This window comes from Sphingopyxis sp., assembly GCF_035250425.1.
Classification (GTDB): domain Bacteria; phylum Pseudomonadota; class Alphaproteobacteria; order Sphingomonadales; family Sphingomonadaceae; genus Sphingopyxis.
In genome coordinates, this window is the sequence record NZ_DATFFD010000233.1 from 1 (window position 1) to 17,809 (window position 17,809).

The window sequence follows — 17,809 nt, forward strand, 5'->3', positions numbered from 1 at the left end:
ACAGTTGCTGGCGATAGAGGCGTGGACGTTCGGCGAGGTGCGCGAGGAAATCGGCCTTGAGCGCCGCGAAATGATTGGGGGTCATGGGGACGTTCGTCTTGCCCCACCAGATGGTGTCGGCGGTCTCGGCGTCCTGAACGATGAACTTGTCCTTGGCGCTGCGGCCGGTGTGCTTGCCCGTCTGGACGACGAGCGGGCCGTCCTTGGCGAGCCGGCCTTCATTGTGGCGCACCGCGTCCTCGATCAGCGCCGAAGTGCCCCAGTTTTCGGCCACCTCCGCCTTCGTCTCGATGCTGTCGCGGCCGAACACAATCTTGGTCATTTGCTTCGCCTTTCCTTGTCCGGCACCGCCGTCTGCATACCTATGCAATGCTTAGCGCGCTAATGGGCTGGCCCGCATCTGCATGGGTGCCGACGTGTCCGCCGATTCCGAAATCCCGGCCGCGTTAGCCCGCTTGGATGGGGAGGTCAAAAGATTAAAGCGGAGCCGCGCGGCGCTTGCGACGAGCGCATAAGCGAGGGAACCGGTGCCATGCGCGCGCGGTTGTCGCTGAACGCCGGATAGGCTAATCGCTCCCTTGGAGCCCGCCCAATGGAAAGAGCATGACGGCAACCATCGCGCTGGTCGACGACGACCGCAATATCCTGCAATCGCTGTCGATCGCGCTGCAAGCCGAAGGATTCGTCACGCGCGTCTATTCGGACGGCGAGGCGGCGCTGAAGCCGTTGATCGACAATCCGCCCGACCTGGCCGTTTTCGACATCAAGATGCCGCGGATGGACGGGCTCGAACTGCTGCGGCGGCTGCGCGAGAAGAGTCAGCTTCCCGTCATCTTCCTGACCAGCAAGGACGACGAGATCGACGAGGCGCTGGGCCTCGCGATGGGCGCCGACGACTATATCGCCAAACCCTTTTCGCAGCGGCTGGTGATCGCGCGCATCCGCGCCATCCTGCGCCGCGTCGAGCTCAACCGGAGCGCGCCGAGCGAGGACGACGAACCCGTCGCCGAGCCGATCACGCGCGGGCGGCTGAGTATGGACCCGGCGCGGCACAAGGTCGCATGGGACGGCAAGGATGTGACGCTGACCGTCACCGAATTCCTGATCCTCGAAACGCTCGCGAGCCGCCCCGGCGTCGTGCGCAGCCGCAACCAGCTGATGGACGCAGCCTATCAGGACGACGTCTATATCGACGACCGCACGATCGACAGCCACATCAAGCGCCTGCGCCGCAAGTTCCGCGAGGTCGATCCCGAATTCGACGCGATCGCGACCCTCTATGGCGCGGGTTACCGCTTTGCCGATGAAAGCTGATGCCCTGAAACCCGACCGGCTGAAACCCGACGCGAGCATCGCCGAGCAGGAGGAATCGCCGCTCGTCTGGTCGGCGCGCTGGTCGCTGACGACGCGCATCCTCGCGGTGAACATATTGGCGATCGCGCTGCTCGCGGGCGGCTTCTATTATCTCGACACCTATCGCAGCCGCCTTGTCGATACGCGCATCGAGGTGATGAAGGACCAGCTCGCGATGCTCGACAGCGCGCTCGAGGCGGCGCGCCCCGACGAGCGGACGCGGCTGATCGAAGAGTTCGCCACGGCGACCGAATCGCGGCTGCGTTTCTACGCCGCCGATGGCCGGCGCATCTCCGACAGTTTCGAAACCGGTCCGCCGACCTATACGCTGCGCGATCCCGACCTCCAGCCATGGAAGCGCGATGCCGCGCGCGCGATGGACCGCGGCATCGACTGGGTCGTTGGCGCGCCCACTTATCCCGATTTCGAGGAACCCCGCGTCGACAGGGCGCAATCCTGGCCCGAAGTCGTCGAGGCGCAGGCGAGCGACGTTGCGGCAAGCCGCTTCCGCTATGCCCCCGAACGCACGCCGCTGCTCAGCGCCGCGCGCGTCGTCGACCTCGATACGCCGCAGACGGTGCTGATGACGCTCAACGCGCGCGACATCACGCGCACCGTGCGCGCCGAGCGGTTCCGCATCGCGGTCGTCGTCTTCCTGGTCCTGCTTGCCTCGGTCCTCCTCTCGCTGTTCCTCGCGCGCACCATCGTCCGCCCGCTCCGCCGCCTCGCGCGCGCCGCGGTGCGCGTCCGGCTCGGCCGTGCGCGCGAAGTCGTCGTCCCGCGCCTGCCGAGCCGCCGCGACGAGATCGGCACACTCGCCCGCGCGCTGTCCGACATGACGCAAGCCCTTCGGGAACGCATCGACGCGGGCGAGCATTTCGCCGCCGACGTGACGCACGAACTCAAGAATCCGATCGCCTCGGTCCGCTCGGCGATCGAGGGGCTCGGGCGCGTCAAGAGTGACGAGCAGCGCGCGCAACTGCTCGCGATCGCCGACGAGGATGTCCGCCGGCTCGACCGGCTGGTGAGCGACATCAGCGAAGCGAGCCGCGTCGACGCGCAATTATCGCGCACCCTGTTCGAACCGATCGACGTCGGCATCATGATCGAATCGATGCTCGCCGCGCGCGCGGCGCGCGTCGACGCGAATGTGCCGCAGCCGCGCGTCGCCTTCGCGCGGCCGCGCAAAGGCACGACGGTGGTGATGGGCGACGGCCACCGGCTCGAACGCGCGATCGACAATGTCATCGACAATGCGATCAGCTTCTCGCCCGAAGCCGGCCTCGTGTGCGTCTCGGCAACGCGCCTCGGCGACGAGGTTCACATCAAGGTCGACGACGACGGCCCCGGCATCGACCCGGCGCAGCGCGACGCCATTTTCCGCCGCTTTCACAGCGAACGCCCCACCGGCGAGGCGTTCGGCCGCCACAGCGGGCTGGGCCTGGCGATCGCACGGACGATCGTCGAGGGGCATAGCGGGACGATCAGCGCCAAGGACCGCGACGACAGCAAACCCGGCGCCAGCCTGCTCATCACCCTCCCCGCGCGCGAAGGCGGGCAGGAAGTGGGATAACCCCGGATTTCCTCCCCCTTGATGGGGGAGGCAGCGAGACTTGGCCGTGCAACGGCCTAGTCTCAGCGGTGGGGGTGCGCTCTCGGCCCGACGCGACGGTGCAAGGACGCACCGTCACCCCCATCCAACTTCGCCTAATCGCTGCGCGAAAAGGCTCCATATCCTTCCCCCATCAAGGGGGAAGGGTCCGATTGTCGCCTTGCGGCACCGCATCGTCGCCGGTAAGCCATGCGCCATGCTTCCGAGCCGGACCAGAACCGATATCGTCAATATCCATGCCAGCTGCGTCGCGGCGGGCAATGGCGGCGTGCTGATCCTCGGCAATTCGGGACAGGGCAAATCGGACCTGGCGCTGCGGCTGATCGACCGCGGCGCCAAGCTGGTCGCCGACGACCGCTGCGACATCTGGTTCGAGCGGGGTCGCCTGTGGTGCCGGCCGCCCGAAAATCTGGCGGGCAAGCTGGAGGTGCGCGGCATCGGGATCATCGAACGCGCGTGGACGGCGCCGGTGCCGCTCGCGCTCGCGGTGCGCCTGACCGAGCGCTACGACCGCATGCCGTCGATCAACCAGGTCGAGATGGTCGCAGGCCGCCCGCTGCCCGCGCTGCTCTTGCCGGCGTTCGAGGCGTCGGCGCCGATCAAGATCCTGCTCGCGCTCGAACGGCTGGCGCCCGGCGCATGATGCATCCACGATGAGTCCGGCCGCCGAATCGCGCCTGTTGCTGGTCACCGGCCTGTCGGGCGCGGGCAAATCGACCGTGCTCAACGTGCTCGAGGATCTCGGCTGGGAGGTGGTCGACAATCTGCCGCTCGCGCTGCTCGAAACGCTGATCGACGCGCCGGTGAAGCGCGGCGAAGCCGGACGCCCGCTCGCGATCGGGATCGACAGCCGCAGCCGGGGGTTCCGTCCGGCGTTGCTCGTGCGGCGGATCAAGGAACTGCGCGAAGGCGGTGGCCGCGACATCCAGACTTTGTTTCTCGACTGCGCCGGCGCCGAACTCGAGCGCCGCTTTTCCGAAACGCGGCGCCGCCACCCGATGGCCGAAGACCGCCCCGCCGCCGACGGGATCGCGCGCGAGCGCGAGATGATGGAGCCGCTCCGCCGCTGGGCCGAGCATGTCGTCGACACGACGAATTACAGCAGCAATGATTTGCAGCAGGAAATCCGCCAGCGTTTCGGCGATGCCGGCGACGGCGAACCCGTGCTCAACGTCATGAGCTTCGGCTTTGCGCGCGGCCTGCCGCGCAACGCCGACCTTGTCTTCGACATGCGTTATCTGCGCAACCCGCACTGGGATCCCAAGCTCAAGCCCGGCACGGGCCTCGACCCCGACGTCGCCGCCTATGTCATCGCCGATCCCGCTTATGAAGACAGCGTCGCGCAGATCGAAAGGCTGATCCTGACTTTGCTGCCGCGCTACCGCGCCGAGGGCAAAAGCTATGTCACCATCGCCTTCGGTTGTACGGGCGGCCGCCATCGGTCGGTCCATGTCGCGGACCGTGTTGCCCAAACGCTACGCGGCCACGGATATGCGCCGACGCTGACCCACCGCAATCTTGACTCTGCCCCGCAAGATGGGCTTGAGGGCAAGCCCCCGCCCGCGTCTCCCGCACCCGGCGGCAAAACATAAGGGTCGACGACTGCATGCCGAACGATAAGGCTCTGCCGCTTCTGGGAATGGTGCTCGTCACCCACGGCCGCCTCGCCGAGGAAATGGTGCGCGCGATGGAGCATGTCGTCGGTCCCCAAAGGGCCATCGCGACCGTCTGCATCGGCCCCAACGACAATATGGAAATGCGCCGCAAGGAAATCGCCGACGCCATTCGCAAGGTCGACGAAGGCCGCGGCGTCGTGATGCTGACCGATCTGTTCGGCGGCACGCCCTCGAACCTCGCGATCAGCCTGCTCGAGGCGGGGCGTACTGAGGTGATCGCCGGGGTCAATCTGCCCATGCTGATTCGCCTGGAGAGCGCGCGCAAGACGATGGAGTTGCGCGCCGCGGTGATCGCCGCGAAGGAAGCCGGCCAGAAATATATTTCGGTCGCGTCGGAAATGCTGGGGGTGGGACCATGAACGAAAATTCCGAGACGGTCGAAATCACCAACCAGCGCGGCCTGCATGCACGCGCCAGCGCCAAGTTCGTGACCTTCGTCAGCCGCCTGCCCGAAAGCGTGTCGGTCGAGGTCGAAAAGGGCGGGTCGCGCGTCAACGGCACCTCGATCATGGGGCTGATGATGCTCGGCGCCGCAAAGGGCGATTCGATCACCATCCACACCAAGGGCGATGGCGCCGATGCGGCGCTGCTGAAACTCGTCGGGCTGGTCAAGGACAGCTTCGGCGAGGATTGACCGGATGACCGGTCGCCGTTCCACCATCGAGAGCCTGTCGAACCCGCTGATCAAGCGGATGCGGCTGCTGCGTGAGAAACGCCATCGTCGCGCCGAGGGGCTGTTCCTCGCCGAGGGGCTGCGCATTGCGACCGAGGCGCGCGAAGCGGGCGTGTTGCCGCGGTGGCTGTTCCTCGGCCCCGAGGGCGACGCGCACCCGCTCGCGGCAGCGCTGGTCGCCGACACGCTGGCGGCGGGCGGCGAGGTCATCGACACGACGGGTGCGATTCTCTCGAAACTGTCGGGCAAGGATAATCCGCAGACGGTGGTCGGTATTTACGCCGAACCGCAAACGACGCTGACCGATCTCGACCGCGATGCCGCACCGATCTGGCTCGTTGCCGAACGCCTTCGCGATCCCGGCAATCTCGGCACGATGCTGCGCACCGGCGATGCGGTCGGCGCGGGCGGGCTGATCCTGCTCGACGAATCGACCGATCCCTATGCGGTCGAGGCGGTGCGCGCGAGCATGGGGGCGATCTTTACGCAGAAGCTGGTGATCGCGCGGTGGGAGGAGTTTCTCCCCTGGCTCCGCCAAGGCGCCGGCCAGCTTGTCGCGACCTGGCTCGGCGACGATACGCAGGATTATCAGGCGGTGCGCTACACCGCGCCGACCTTCATTCTCACCGGCAATGAATCGCAGGGCATGCCGCCCGAATATGCCGAAGCCGCCGACGTGCGCGTCAAGATGCCGATGATGGGCAAGGCCGACAGCCTGAACGCCGCGGTCGCGACCGCGGTGATGGCGTATGAAGTGCTGAACCAGCGGCGAAGCTGAAAAGCGGCAATGCGTTCAGCGCGCGGCCATTGACGTGTTACTATGCGATTCCTTTCCCGTTCGCATCGAGCGAAGTCGAGATGCCCCTCGACCCGGCGCGATAACGATGGGTGTCTCGACTTCGCTCGACACGAGCGGGATGAAGGAGTCAGTCAATGCCGAAATTCGCTCCCTTTCTTGTTCTGTGTTTCGCGCTTTCCGGCTGCATGCCGGCCGACGAAACCCCACCACAGACACCCGGTAGCACGCCCGTCGCGGCCTATATGGCGCTCGGCACCGAACCCGGCTGGACGCTCGAGATCACGCCGTCGCGGCTCAATTATGACGGCGACTATGGCGAGACCAAGATCATGGTGCCGAACCCCGGTGCCAAGCCTCACGCGGGCGGCGAGCGCTATGTCACCGGGCGGCTCACCGTCGACATCGCACGCGGCGAATGCAGCGACGGGATGAGCGACCGGCGTTACGCCGACACAGTGACGGTGACCGCCGACGGCAAGACGGTGAAGGGATGCGGCGGCAAGATCCTGCCGCCGAGCGAACTTGCGGGCACGAACTGGACCTTCGTGTCGATCGGCGGCGTCGCGGTCGCGGCGGACCGGCCGACGTCACTGCAATTCGATGGCAACCGGCTGAGCGGCAGCGCGGGCTGCAACCGCTTTTCGGGGACTTATTCAGTCGATGGCGGGACACTCAAGGCTGGGCCGCTGATGGCCACCGAAATGGCGTGTCCGGGCATGGAGCTGGAACAGACCTTCTTCAAACTGATGGCGACGCCGGTCAGCCTGACCTTCGCCGGCGATGGCACGCTGATCCTGACGGGCGAAAACGGTAAAACAGCGGCGCTACGGCGGGTAATTTAAGCACCTCCCATCTCCGTTCGTGTCGAGCGAAGTCGAGACACCCATCGGCAGTCCTCAACCTCACGGCATCTCGACTTCGCTCGATGCAAACGGGATTTCAGAATGGGCTTATTCCCCCGCGTCGTTGACCGCCGCCGGCGCCGCCGCGAGTTTCGCCAGCGGGCGCGCTGCTTGCTCGGCCACCGGAAGCGACGCGATTTCCTTGTCGCCGGTTTCGATGTCGAGTGCCTCGAAGCGCTTCGCCTGCGTCAGCACCTGGCTTTCGAAGCTGCCGACAAAGGCATTATACGCCCCCGTCGCCTGATCGAGATTGCGCCCGACCTTGGCGATGTGCGAGCCCATCACCGACATGCGCGCGTAGAGTTCCTTGCCGAGCGCCGCGATCTCGCGCGCCTGATTGGCGAGCTTTTCCTGCCGCCACACCGCCGCGACGGTGCGCGCGATCGCGATGAGGTTGGTCGGGGTCGCGAGCAGCACCTTGCGCTCGAATGCATAGTCCCAAAGCTCATGGTCCTGATCGAGCGCGGCGGCGAGGAAATGCTCGCCCGGTACGAACATCACGACGAAATCGGGCGTATCCGGAAACTGGTTCCAATAAGCTTTAGCACCGAGCGCATTCACGTGCGCCCGCATCGCAGAAGCATGCGCGTCGAGATGCTTCGCCTTTTCCACCTCGTCGACCGCGCCGAACGCGTCCTGATAGGCGTTGAGCGACACCTTGGCGTCGATCACGAGATTCTGCCCGCCGGGAACGCGCACCACGACGTCGGGGCGCAGCCGCCCGCCGTCGCCGTCGTTTACGCTCACCTCGGTCTGGAAGTCGGCATGTTCGGAGAGGCCGCAGCTTTCGAGCACGTTGCGCAATTGCTGCTCGCCCCAGCGCCCGCGCGCCTTGGGGGCGTTGCGCAGCGCGTTGACGAGCTTCGCCGCCTCGCTCGACACGCGCTCGGTGCCCTCGCGCATCGCGGCGATCTGACCGTGGAGCAGGCCGAAGGCATCACGCCTTTCGGCCTCGACCTTGCCGACGGCTTCCTCATATTTCTGCAATCGTTCGTGGACCGGATTCAGCAGCGCTTTCAGATTCTGTCCCGCCGTCTCTTCGCTCTGGCGAAAGCGCGCGTCGGCGCGTTCGAGGAACGCCTTTTGCGCGCCATCGAGCATCACCTGCCCGACCTCGCGGAACTGCGCGGTGAGCGCCGCCTGCGCGTCCTTGAGCTGCGCGATCTGCGCGTCATGGGCTTCGTCGCGCGCGCGCTGTTCGCTGAGCAAGGCGGCAAGCTGGATGTCGGCCGCCTTGCGTGCCTCGGCCTCGGCGGCAAGGTCGGTGACCGCGCTCTTGAACCGCTCTGCCAGCCCATCGCGTTCGGCCATGAGCGCGCCCGACTGGCGGCCGGCGAAAAGCCAGCCGATCAGGGCACCGATGGCAAGGGCAACGAGGGCGACAATGAGCGAGCTTCCATCCATCGGCGGAACATAGGACGAACACCGGGGGCTTGGCTAGGGGCTAATTGGGGAGCGGGGCGAGTGTCGGCTTTGGGGTGGGGAGCGGACATAGTCAGTTCCTCCCCGGAACGGGGAGGAACTAAAACGTCCGCTACCGGTCGAATTGAGACACTACCGCGCCCCGCCGCCCGCGAACGGCAGGATCGCCCGGTAAGCGTCGATCCCCGGCGCGCCGCCGACGATCATGCCCTGGGTCAGCAGCCAGTAATGGCGGACGATTTCGGCCTGCTGTTCCAGCCCATAGCGTTCGAGCAGCCAGCCGGGCTTCAGGCTGTAGCTGTACGTCGCGAACGGGTGGCGCATCAGCACCAAATACCAGCGGCCGCGCGTCTGCGCCTGCCACACATGCGTCATTTCGTGGATGAACAGCCCCTGCAATCGCTGCGACGCGGCGCTGAAATCCTCGCAATAGAGTTCGCCATGCGGGTTGAAGTGCAGGCTGCCCATCGGCGCCATGACGATGTGCCGCGGCTGGAAGAATATCCATTTATGGTGGTTCACCCGCACGCGGTCGTAGGCGATCGCGTCGCCGAACACCGTCCGGGCGAGCGCGATTTCGCCGGTCGTCAGGGGTCGCGACGGACGCGGCACCCGCGCTTACTTCTTGGCCGCGTCCGGCGCCGCTTTTTCGGCACCCTTCTCCATCGAACCATGATCCATCGCGCTATGGTCCATCGCGCCCCCGGCGGCGGCGCCCTCCGCCGGTTTGATCACCATGTCGAAGAGGATGCGTTCATTATTGTTGTTCGTGAAGACGAACGCCATCGGCAGCTTGCCCGCGCGCACCGCGGCGCCGTTGATGCCCCAGATCATCAGATGCTTGCCGCCCTGCTTGAAGACAAGCTCGCCCTTCGCAGGGACGTCGGCGCGGAGCAGCGGCTTCATCGTCACGACGCCGTTTTCCTTGACGCTTTCGTGCATTTCGACGCGCTGCGCGAGGTCGGCGGTCACCGCGACGAGCTGGACCGGCTGCGGCCCGCCCTGGACGCGGAAATAGCCGACCGCCGGACGGTCGGGGGTCGCGCCCATCACGATATGGCCGCTGACGACGTTCAGCGGCTTGGCAGCGACCAGATTATCGCCGCAGGACGTCAGGGTCAGCGCGGTGGCGGCGAGTGCAAGGATCGCAAAAGGTTTCATTTTGGGAGGACTCCGTAAAAGCGTGTCATTTCGCGCCCTCGATAAGCCCTGAAAGCTCTTGTGCCAAGGATTAGCGCACCTATATCGCCCCCATGAAACCCATGGACGGCGTGCCTTTTGAGGGCGCCGGAGAAGCAACAAGGACTGAATACCAATGGCAAAAGTGATCGGGATCGACCTGGGCACCACGAACAGCTGCGTCGCGGTGATGGAAGGCGGAAAACCCAAGGTTATCGAAAATGTCGAAGGCACGCGCACGACCCCGTCGATCGTCGCCTTCGCCAAGGACGGCGAGCGCCTGATCGGCCAGCCGGCGAAGCGCCAGGCCGTCACCAACCCCGAAAACACCGTTTTCGCCGTGAAGCGCCTGATCGGCCGCCGCTTCGACGATCCGATCACCAAGAAGGACACCGAGCTGGTCCCCTACACGATCGTCAAGGGCAGCAACGGCGACGCGTGGGTCAAGGCCGGCAACGAAGATTATTCGCCGTCGCAGATCTCGGCCTTCATCCTTCAGAAGATGAAGGAAACCGCCGAGGCCTATCTGGGCGAAAAGGTCGAGCAGGCGGTGATCACCGTTCCCGCTTATTTCAACGACGCGCAGCGTCAGGCGACCAAGGACGCCGGCAAGATCGCGGGCCTCGAAGTGCTGCGCATCATCAACGAGCCGACCGCGGCGGCGCTGGCTTACGGCCTCGACAAGACCGAAAACAAGACGATCGCGGTCTATGACCTTGGCGGCGGCACTTTCGACATCTCGATCCTCGAGGTTGGCGACGGCGTGTTCGAGGTGAAGTCGACCAACGGCGACACCTTCCTCGGCGGTGAGGATTTCGACAGCAAGATCGTCGAATATCTCGCCGACGGCTTCAAGAAGGACGAAGGCATCGACCTTCGCTGCGACAAGCTCGCGCTCCAGCGCCTGAAGGAAGCCGCCGAAAAGGCGAAGATCGAGCTGTCGACCGCGGCATCGACCGAAGTCAACCTGCCCTTCATCACCGCCGACGCCAACGGGCCGAAGCACCTGGTGAAGACGATCACGCGCGCCGACCTCGAAAAGCTGGTCGAAGAGCTGGTCAAGCGCACGCTTGAACCCTGCAAGAAGGCGATCAAGGACGCCGGCATTTCGGCGAGCGAAATCGACGAAGTCGTGCTCGTCGGCGGCATGACGCGCATGCCGCGCGTCCGCGAAGTCGTGAAGGATTTCTTTGGCAAGGAACCGCACACCGGCGTGAACCCCGACGAAGTCGTCGCGATCGGCGCCGCGATCCAGGCGGGCGTGCTGCAGGGCGACGTCAAGGACGTGCTGCTGCTCGACGTGACGCCACTGTCGCTGGGCATTGAAACGCTGGGCGGCATCATGACCAAGATGATCGACCGCAACACGACGATCCCGACCAAGAAGTCGCAGGTCTATTCGACCGCCGACGACAATCAGTCGGCGGTGACGATCCGCGTGTTCCAGGGCGAGCGCGAAATGGCGGCGGACAACAAGATCCTCGGCCAGTTCGACCTCGTCGGCATCCCGCCGGCGCCGCGCGGCGTGCCGCAGATCGAGGTGACCTTCGACATCGACGCCAACGGCATCGTGTCGGTCCACGCCAAGGACAAGGGCACCGGCAAGGAGCAGCAGATCAAGATCCAGGCATCGGGCGGCCTCAGCGACGCGGACATCGACCAGATGGTCAAGGACGCCGAGCAGTTCGCCGAAGAGGACAAGACGCGCCGCGAAGCGGCCGAGGCGAAGAACAACGCCGAAAGCCTGATCCACTCGACCGAACGCCAGCTCGTCGAGCATGGCGACAAGGTCGACGCGGGGCTGAAGTCCGAGATCGAAGCCGCGATCGCCGAAGCCAAGACCGCGGTCGAAGGCGGCGACCCCGCCGCGATGACCGAAAAGAGCCAGGCGCTCGCGCAGGTCGCGATGAAGCTCGGCCAGGCGATCTACGAGAAGGAGCAGCAGTCGGCCGCATCCCCCGGCGGCGACGAAGCTGGCGAGGCGAAGACCGACGAAGACGTCGTCGACGCCGAATTCTCCGAAGTCGAAGACGACAAGAAGTAAGAAACTCCCCTGCCGGACCCCTTACCCGGGTCCGGCGGGCCGGAGGGGGCCTGTTTGACCTATGTCACTCGACATCGATTATTACGAACTGCTGGAAGTCGATCGCACCGCCGACGAGGCCGCGCTGAAGGCGAGCTATCGCAAGCTCGCGATGAAATATCACCCCGACAAGAATCCGGGGTGCGACAATAGCGAAGCGCGCTTCAAGGCGATCAGCGAAGCCTATGACTGCCTGAAGGATCCGCAGAAGCGCGCCGCCTATGATCGTTTCGGCAAGGCCGGCGTCAACGGCAACGGCGGTTTCGGTGGCGGCAATGGCGCCGATTTCGGCGACATCGGCGATATTTTCGAATCGATCTTCGGCTCGGCGTTCGGCGGCGGCCGCCAGCAGCGCGGTCCCGCGCGCGGCGCGGACCTGCGTTACGACATGGAGATCAAGCTCGAGGACGCCTTTGCCGGCGTCACGCGCGAGATCCAGGTCGATGTCGCGGCGCGCTGCGAGACGTGCGACGGATCGGGCGCGAAGCCCGGCACCCGCACCAACCGCTGTTCGACCTGCGCCGGCCACGGCAAGGTGCGCGCGCAGCAAGGTTTCTTCATGGTCGAGCGTACCTGCCCGACCTGCCAGGGCGCGGGCGAGGTCATCGCCGATCCGTGCAATACATGCCATGGCGAAGGCCGCGTCGACCGGCGCAAGACGCTGACCGTCAACATCCCCGCCGGGGTCGACGAGGGCACGCGCATCCGCCTGTCGGGCGAAGGCGAGAGCGGCGCGCGCGGCGCGGCGCCGGGCGACCTCTACATCTTCCTCCACATGGCGCGGCACAAGCTGTTCGAGCGCGAAGGCACGACCTTGTTCACGCGCGCGCCGATCAGCTTCACGACCGCCGCGCTCGGCGGCGAAATCGGCATCCCCGGCCTCGACGGCCGGATGCACGACATCGCCATCCCCGCGGGCATCCAGTCGGGCAAGCAGCTGCGCCAGCGCGGCGCGGGCATGCCGGTGCTCAACGGCCGCGGCCACGGCGACCTTGTCGTCCAGATCGACGTCGAGACGCCCACGAAGCTGACCGCGCGGCAGAAGGAATTGCTCTGCGAGTTTCGCGAGACCGAGACGGGCGACGAGTGCCCCGCGAGTCAGGGCTTTTTCGGCCGCATCAAGGAAATGTGGGACGATCTGACCGATTGATTTTCGTCGTTGCGAATCTATCCGTCGTCATTCCCGCGAAAGCGGGAACCCAGTTTGAGCAAACCACGGTAGCTACTGGGTTCCCGCTTTCGCGGGGATGACGAAGTTTTTAGCCGATCTCTGCCCTGAGCTCCGCAATCAGCGCCTTCACCTTGGGCAGCCTTGCCTCCTCCTCGTCGAGGATCGCGTGGAACGCGCGGCGTTTGATCGCCTTCAGATCCTCGCCCGCCAGCGCGCCTTCGCCGCCGACGCTCGACGCCACGATGTCGATCAGCCGGTCGGCGCCGTGGAGCCGGCCCCAGAGATAATCATTCTCGCGGTACGCGCGGCTGAAGAAGGCGCCGAAGCTGTTGAACTCGACCCCCTTCAGCATCGCCGCCGCGCCGCCGGTGCGGATCGCGGTCGCGTCCGACGGCGAGATGCGGTCGATCTTGATCGGGTCGAACTCATCGAACCCCTCGCCCTGCAGCAGCGGCAAGGTCGCGATATCGTAAAAGGGGTAGCCGAGATAGGCGAGCAGGAGCGTCCGCCGGTCGCCCTTGGGCATCGCTGCGAGCCCCGCGGCGATGAGCGCGTCGGCCTCGCCATCGACCGCGCGGAGGTCCCGCCGCGCCGCGATCGCATCGATCCAGTCGCCGGGTCCGGCGTCGGCGGGCAGGTCGAGATCGGCAAGCCAGCTGTCGCCCTGCCGGTCGAGATAGAGGCCGAGCGCAGTGAAGATCGCCTCGCGCATATCTTCGCACACCGGGTCGCGGCCGTCGCGCGTCGCCTCGACCGCGGTGTCGAGCTCGCGCGCGAGGAAACGCAGGCGGCGGATGCGAAAGCCGAGATCGTGGGTGCGGAAAAAGACGATGGCGTCGCTGCTCGCGCCCGCGCCGCGTTTGCCCGAAATCCGGTCGAGCCCGCGTGCGCGCGCCTCCTCCCACAACCCCAGGCGCCGGTTCGCCTGATGGACCGCGCCTTCGGGCGGCAGCAGCCGGTCGATCAGGCTCGCCATCTCCTCGACCACCGCCGACAGCTTGAGGTGGCCATAGGGCGCATAGGCGAAGCCCGCGCGCGCCGATGCCTGATCCTGTGCCTTGGCGCGCCATTTTTCGAGCCGCGCGACCGTTGGCGTGTCGAGGAAGAAGGTGGTGCCGAACAGCGCCGCGACCTGTTCCTCGACCTCGACCTTCATCGCATCGACGATATGCTGCATCCGGCGGATGCGGCGCGACATCCCCTCGATCGCCTCGACATTCTCGCGGATCGGCTGTTCGCGCGGAATTTCGGACAGTGCGCCCAATATGGTAGCCAGAAAGCCGGGAAGCCGCGCGCCCTCGCCCGACACCTGTTCGCCCGGCTTGCCGAAGCTGATCGAGCGATAATCGGGCTTGGGGTCGATATAGACGAAACGGCGATCGATCTCGCGCCGCGCCGGGCGCTGCTTCAGCGCCGCGATGGCGGGCCGGAAGGGCGCATTCGCGAGCACCGAACCGTCTATCAGCACGCGGTCGGCGGGATCGCCTTCGCCGCCCGCCGGAAGCTGCGCATGGATGAAAGCCTCGCGGCCCGGCCATGCGATCTTGCGCTTTTCGAGCACCCGGTCGAGTTCGCGCAAGGTGAAGGGCGGAAAGGCACCGGGAAAACTCGCCGTCGCGCGCGCCGCCGCGGTCAGTCCCGGGACGTCGTCGAGCCGATTGCCGAGGCGGCTGTCCTCGCGAAAATGCAGCATCAGCCGGTGCTCGTCCTCGGTCACGCGCGCCGGGCTGTTGAGCGCCAGCGGTACGCTGTGCCCCGCGAAATCGGTGACCGAGACAAACAGGTCGACCGGCTGCCCGCCCGGCACCAGCACCGGCCCGCGCGGCCCCGCGTCCATCGCGTCGAACGCATCGAGGAGCAGGTTCGTGAAGGTTTCGCCGCCGAAGGGCGGTTCGAACCAGCGCGCGCGGACGAAGCGCGACAGCTTGACGCGCACCTCGTCCTGCGCGCCTTCGCCGACGGTGCGGTCGATGGCATTGCCGCGCTTCTTCATCATCCAGCCGGCGATCGGCACCGCCCAGAATTTGGTCGCCGCCGACAACGGCCGCGCGTCGGGGTCGATCAGCCGGTCGACGTCGGCATCCTCGAGCCAGAGGTCGGTGAGCGGGTCGAGCGACTGCCCCGTCGCCAGCGCACGCGCGAGGAAAATGCCGTTGATGCCCCCCGCGCTGGCGCCCGCGACGATGTCGGCGAGCACGCGCAGCCGCACATTGCTGCGCGCCGCGATTCCCGCGAGCAGCTCGCCATAGACTTTGCCCGCCCCGGTCAGCGGCGCGCCATCGTGGAAGGCGCGCGATGCCGCGGCGAGCCGCCAGACCTCTTTCGTGATGCCGTGCATATAGACGGCGAGGCTGATGCCGCCGTAGCAAATCAGGGCGAAGCGCAGTTCCTTTTCCCGCATTGGCAAGCTGATAGCGGGGTTTTGGGCGCTACGTCACCCCTTCCCCCTAGATGGGGGAAGGATACGAAGTCTTGTCGCTGCGCGACTAGACGAAGTTGGATGGGGGTGAGGGTGCGTCCTCGTACCATCGCGTCATACCGAAACCGCACCCCCACCGCTGCGACTAACCAGCAAGCTGGCAAGTCTCGCTGCCTCCCCCAATCAATGGGGAGGGGAAATCCCTTGCTTTTGCGAATGTGTCGCACTAGCGCGCACTCCGAAACAGGAGCTATCATGAATCGCAAAATTGCCGCCGCCGCGCTGCTCGGAACCGCGCTTTCGTCGCCCGCCTTCGCGCAGGACACCGCCCCCGTCGACGCGGATAGCGCGGCGGGCGAGACGATCGTCGTCACCGCGGCGCGCACGATCCTGCCGCCGAACGCGCTGCCGCTGACGATCGACATCATCGGCAAGGATGCGCTCGACCAGCAGCTCGCGATTTCGGGTTCGGTGACCGACGCGGTCGCGAATCTGACCCCCAGCTTCTCGCCGACGCGGCAGAAGCTTTCGGGCTCAGGCGAATCCTTGCGCGGGCGTTCGCCGCTCTATGCGATCAACGGCATCCCGCAATCGACCCCGATGCGCGACGGCAGCCGCGACGGCTTTACCATCGACGGCTTTTTCGTCGATCGCGTCGAGCTGATCTTCGGGTCGAACGCGCTGCAAGGCATCGGCGGCACCGGCGGCATCGTCAACCAGGTCACCGTCGGCGCGCCGAAGGAAGAGGGGCTTTCGGGCCGCGTCCTGCTGCAGGGCACCGCCGACAATGATTTCTCGGGGGCCGGAATGGGCGGCAAGGCCGGCGGCCTCGTCCAGTATAAGGCGGGCCGGTTCGACGCGAGCGTGGGCGCGACCTATGAAATCCGCGGCGTCTTTTCGGATGCGAAGGGCCGCCCGATCGGGCTCAACCTGACGCAGGGCGAAACGCAGGACAGCAAGGCGACGAACTTCTTCGCGCGGCTTGGCTATGAGCTGTCGCCGAGCGCGCGGCTCGACCTGATCGCGAGCCGCTTCGAGCTCAAGGGCGACGGCGATTATGTCGCGATCCCGGGCAACCGGGCGCTCGGCCTGCCGACGAGCGCCGTGCGCGGCACCCCGCCGGGTGTACCCGCGGCGAACCGCACCGAAAGCGTCGCGCTGTCGCTGACCGACACCGACCTTTGGGGCGGCAATTTCGTCAGCCAGATCTTCTTCAACCGCAGCCGCGACACCTTCGGCGGCGAGGTGCGCGACGCGCAGGGCCGCTATATCGCGACTTTCCAGGATCCGGCCATCGGCCCGATCGGCGACGTGTTCGACCAGTCGCAGAACCGCAGCCGCAAATTGGGCGCGAAGTTCAGCTACGAACGCGCCGTCCCGGGCTTCGAGGATCTGACGCTGACGATCGGTTTCGATGCGCTCGTCGACAAGACCGAGCAGGCGCTGATCGCCACGAACCGCGTCTGGGTGCCGCCGAGCGATTTCCAGAGCCTCGCGCCCTTCGGTCAGGCGAACCTCAAATTGTTCGACGGCGTCGTCCGTCTCGCCGGCGGGCTCCGCTGGGAAAATGTGAAGATCAAGATCGACGATTTCCACACGCTCGCCTCGACGACCTTCGTCGCCTGCCCCGCGCCGCCCGCGACGCAGCCGGTGCCATGCGGCCTCGCAAGCTATGGCGGCGTCGACGTTGCCGGCGGCAAGCCCAGGTTCGAGGATCTGCTGATCAACGGCGGCGTGATCGTCGAGCCGTGGGATGGCATCCGCGCCTATGCAAGCTATGCCGAGGGCTTCACCGTTCCCGACATCGGCCGCATCACGCGCAGCGTGAACCGCACCGGGGTCGACATCGACACTTTCCTCGACATCTCGCCCGTCGTGTCGAACAACCGCGAGATCGGGTTCGAGGTGAAGCGCGGGCCGGTCGATGCCAGCGCGGCCTATTTCTGGTCGTCGAGCGACAAGGGCCAGCTGCTGATCACGCGCCCCGACCGCATCTTCGACGTCCAGCGCCTGCGCGTCGAAATCCAGGGGCTCGAAGTCAATCTCGGCGTCCAGACGCCGATCGACGGGCTCAAGCTCAATGTCGGCTATGCGCATCTGATCGGGCGCTTCGACAGCGATGCGGTGCCCGACGGCAAGGTCGACAGCGACCTCGACGGCGTCAACATCTCGCCCGACCGCCTCAATCTCGCGGCAAGCTATAACAGCGGCCCCTTCTCGGCGCGGATCCAGACGCAAGTCTATATGAAGCGCCGCTTCGACGGCAAGGCGCGCGCCGCCGATGATGCCCGGGGCAGCCCGCTCAAGCTCGCCGACAATGATTTTGGCGGCTACACGCTGACCGACGCCTATGTCCGTTACCAGACGGGCTTTGGCGGTATCAGCCTGTCGGCGCAAAATCTCTTCAACAAGCAATATATCGACTATTCGAGCGATACGCGTCTGCCGAGCGACCAGCTGTCCTATTTCGCTGGCCGCGGGCGCACCTTCACGCTCGGCTGGGATTATCGCTTCTAACAT

16 protein-coding genes are annotated in these 17,809 nt (G+C 66.0%); 11 read left to right on the forward strand and 5 right to left on the reverse strand.

Annotation, left to right across the window (positions count from 1 at the left end; all coding sequences use genetic code 11):
• Nucleotides 1-322: phosphoenolpyruvate carboxykinase (ATP) (locus VJ811_RS13725; protein ID WP_324073255.1), on the reverse strand; the 322-nt coding region annotated here is incomplete at its 3' end.
• Nucleotides 323-603: 281 nt separating this feature from the next.
• Between VJ811_RS13725 and VJ811_RS13730 the strand changes: the two genes are divergently transcribed.
• The 8 genes from VJ811_RS13730 to VJ811_RS13765 all read left to right on the forward strand — a co-directional run bounded on the left by VJ811_RS13730 (nucleotide 604) and on the right by VJ811_RS13765 (nucleotide 6,955).
• A complete protein-coding gene (locus VJ811_RS13730; protein ID WP_037554897.1) occupies nucleotides 604-1,314 on the forward strand; it encodes a response regulator transcription factor in 711 nt (236 codons plus the stop codon).
• A complete protein-coding gene (locus VJ811_RS13735) occupies nucleotides 1,304-2,926 on the forward strand; it encodes a sensor histidine kinase (RefSeq protein WP_324073261.1) in 1,623 nt (540 codons plus the stop codon). The genes VJ811_RS13730 and VJ811_RS13735 overlap by 11 nt, the downstream gene beginning before the upstream one ends.
• A gap of 235 nt (nucleotides 2,927-3,161) precedes the next feature.
• A complete protein-coding gene (locus tag VJ811_RS13740; RefSeq protein ID WP_324073263.1) occupies nucleotides 3,162-3,608 on the forward strand; it encodes an HPr kinase/phosphatase C-terminal domain-containing protein in 447 nt (148 codons plus the stop codon).
• Between the two features lie 10 nt (nucleotides 3,609-3,618).
• On the forward strand, nucleotides 3,619-4,557 hold the full coding sequence (gene rapZ / locus VJ811_RS13745; protein WP_324073266.1) for an RNase adapter RapZ: 939 nt from the start codon (nucleotides 3,619-3,621) through the stop codon (nucleotides 4,555-4,557).
• A gap of 14 nt (nucleotides 4,558-4,571) precedes the next feature.
• Nucleotides 4,572-5,000, forward strand: a complete 429-nt coding sequence (locus tag VJ811_RS13750; protein ID WP_167919829.1) for a PTS sugar transporter subunit IIA — start codon at nucleotides 4,572-4,574, stop codon at nucleotides 4,998-5,000.
• A complete protein-coding gene (locus VJ811_RS13755) occupies nucleotides 4,997-5,275 on the forward strand; it encodes an HPr family phosphocarrier protein (protein ID WP_037555414.1) in 279 nt (92 codons plus the stop codon). The genes VJ811_RS13750 and VJ811_RS13755 overlap by 4 nt, the downstream gene beginning before the upstream one ends.
• A 4-nt stretch (nucleotides 5,276-5,279) precedes the next feature.
• Nucleotides 5,280-6,092: an RNA methyltransferase gene (locus tag VJ811_RS13760; RefSeq protein WP_324073275.1), complete on the forward strand. Its 813-nt coding sequence runs from the start codon at nucleotides 5,280-5,282 to the stop codon at nucleotides 6,090-6,092.
• Nucleotides 6,093-6,247: 155 nt separating this feature from the next.
• A complete protein-coding gene (locus tag VJ811_RS13765) occupies nucleotides 6,248-6,955 on the forward strand; it encodes an META domain-containing protein (protein ID WP_324073278.1) in 708 nt (235 codons plus the stop codon).
• 108 nt (nucleotides 6,956-7,063) lie between these two features.
• Here the strand turns inward: VJ811_RS13765 and VJ811_RS13770 are convergent, their stop codons facing one another.
• The 3 genes from VJ811_RS13770 to VJ811_RS13780 all read right to left on the reverse strand — a co-directional run bounded on the left by VJ811_RS13770 (nucleotide 7,064) and on the right by VJ811_RS13780 (nucleotide 9,598).
• A complete protein-coding gene (locus tag VJ811_RS13770; RefSeq protein WP_324073279.1) occupies nucleotides 7,064-8,419 on the reverse strand; it encodes a DNA recombination protein RmuC in 1,356 nt (451 codons plus the stop codon).
• A 150-nt stretch (nucleotides 8,420-8,569) separates the two neighbouring features.
• Nucleotides 8,570-9,049: a vgr related protein gene (locus tag VJ811_RS13775; protein ID WP_324073281.1), complete on the reverse strand. Its 480-nt coding sequence runs from the start codon at nucleotides 9,047-9,049 to the stop codon at nucleotides 8,570-8,572.
• Nucleotides 9,050-9,055: 6 nt separating this feature from the next.
• Nucleotides 9,056-9,598 (reverse strand): copper chaperone PCu(A)C, encoded by a 543-nt coding sequence (locus tag VJ811_RS13780; RefSeq protein ID WP_324073283.1) that lies wholly within the window; start codon nucleotides 9,596-9,598, stop codon nucleotides 9,056-9,058.
• A gap of 154 nt (nucleotides 9,599-9,752) precedes the next feature.
• Between VJ811_RS13780 and dnaK the strand changes: the two genes are divergently transcribed.
• The gene (gene dnaK / locus VJ811_RS13785) at nucleotides 9,753-11,660 is read left to right on the forward strand and encodes a molecular chaperone DnaK (protein WP_324073284.1); all 1,908 of its coding nucleotides are present in this window, start codon (nucleotides 9,753-9,755) and stop codon (nucleotides 11,658-11,660) included.
• Between the two features lie 61 nt (nucleotides 11,661-11,721).
• Complete coding sequence (gene dnaJ, locus VJ811_RS13790; protein ID WP_324073286.1) at nucleotides 11,722-12,849, forward strand: molecular chaperone DnaJ; 1,128 nt, start codon at nucleotides 11,722-11,724, stop codon at nucleotides 12,847-12,849.
• A gap of 109 nt (nucleotides 12,850-12,958) precedes the next feature.
• On the opposite strand, the gene VJ811_RS13795 is transcribed toward dnaJ, so the two are convergent.
• Nucleotides 12,959-15,271 (reverse strand): patatin-like protein, encoded by a 2,313-nt coding sequence (locus VJ811_RS13795; protein ID WP_324073288.1) that lies wholly within the window; start codon nucleotides 15,269-15,271, stop codon nucleotides 12,959-12,961.
• A 273-nt stretch (nucleotides 15,272-15,544) separates the two neighbouring features.
• Here VJ811_RS13795 and VJ811_RS13800 point away from each other — a divergent pair, with 273 nt between their 5' ends.
• Nucleotides 15,545-17,806: a TonB-dependent receptor gene (locus VJ811_RS13800; protein WP_324073290.1), complete on the forward strand. Its 2,262-nt coding sequence runs from the start codon at nucleotides 15,545-15,547 to the stop codon at nucleotides 17,804-17,806.
• The last annotated feature ends 3 nt before the right edge of the window (nucleotides 17,807-17,809 follow it).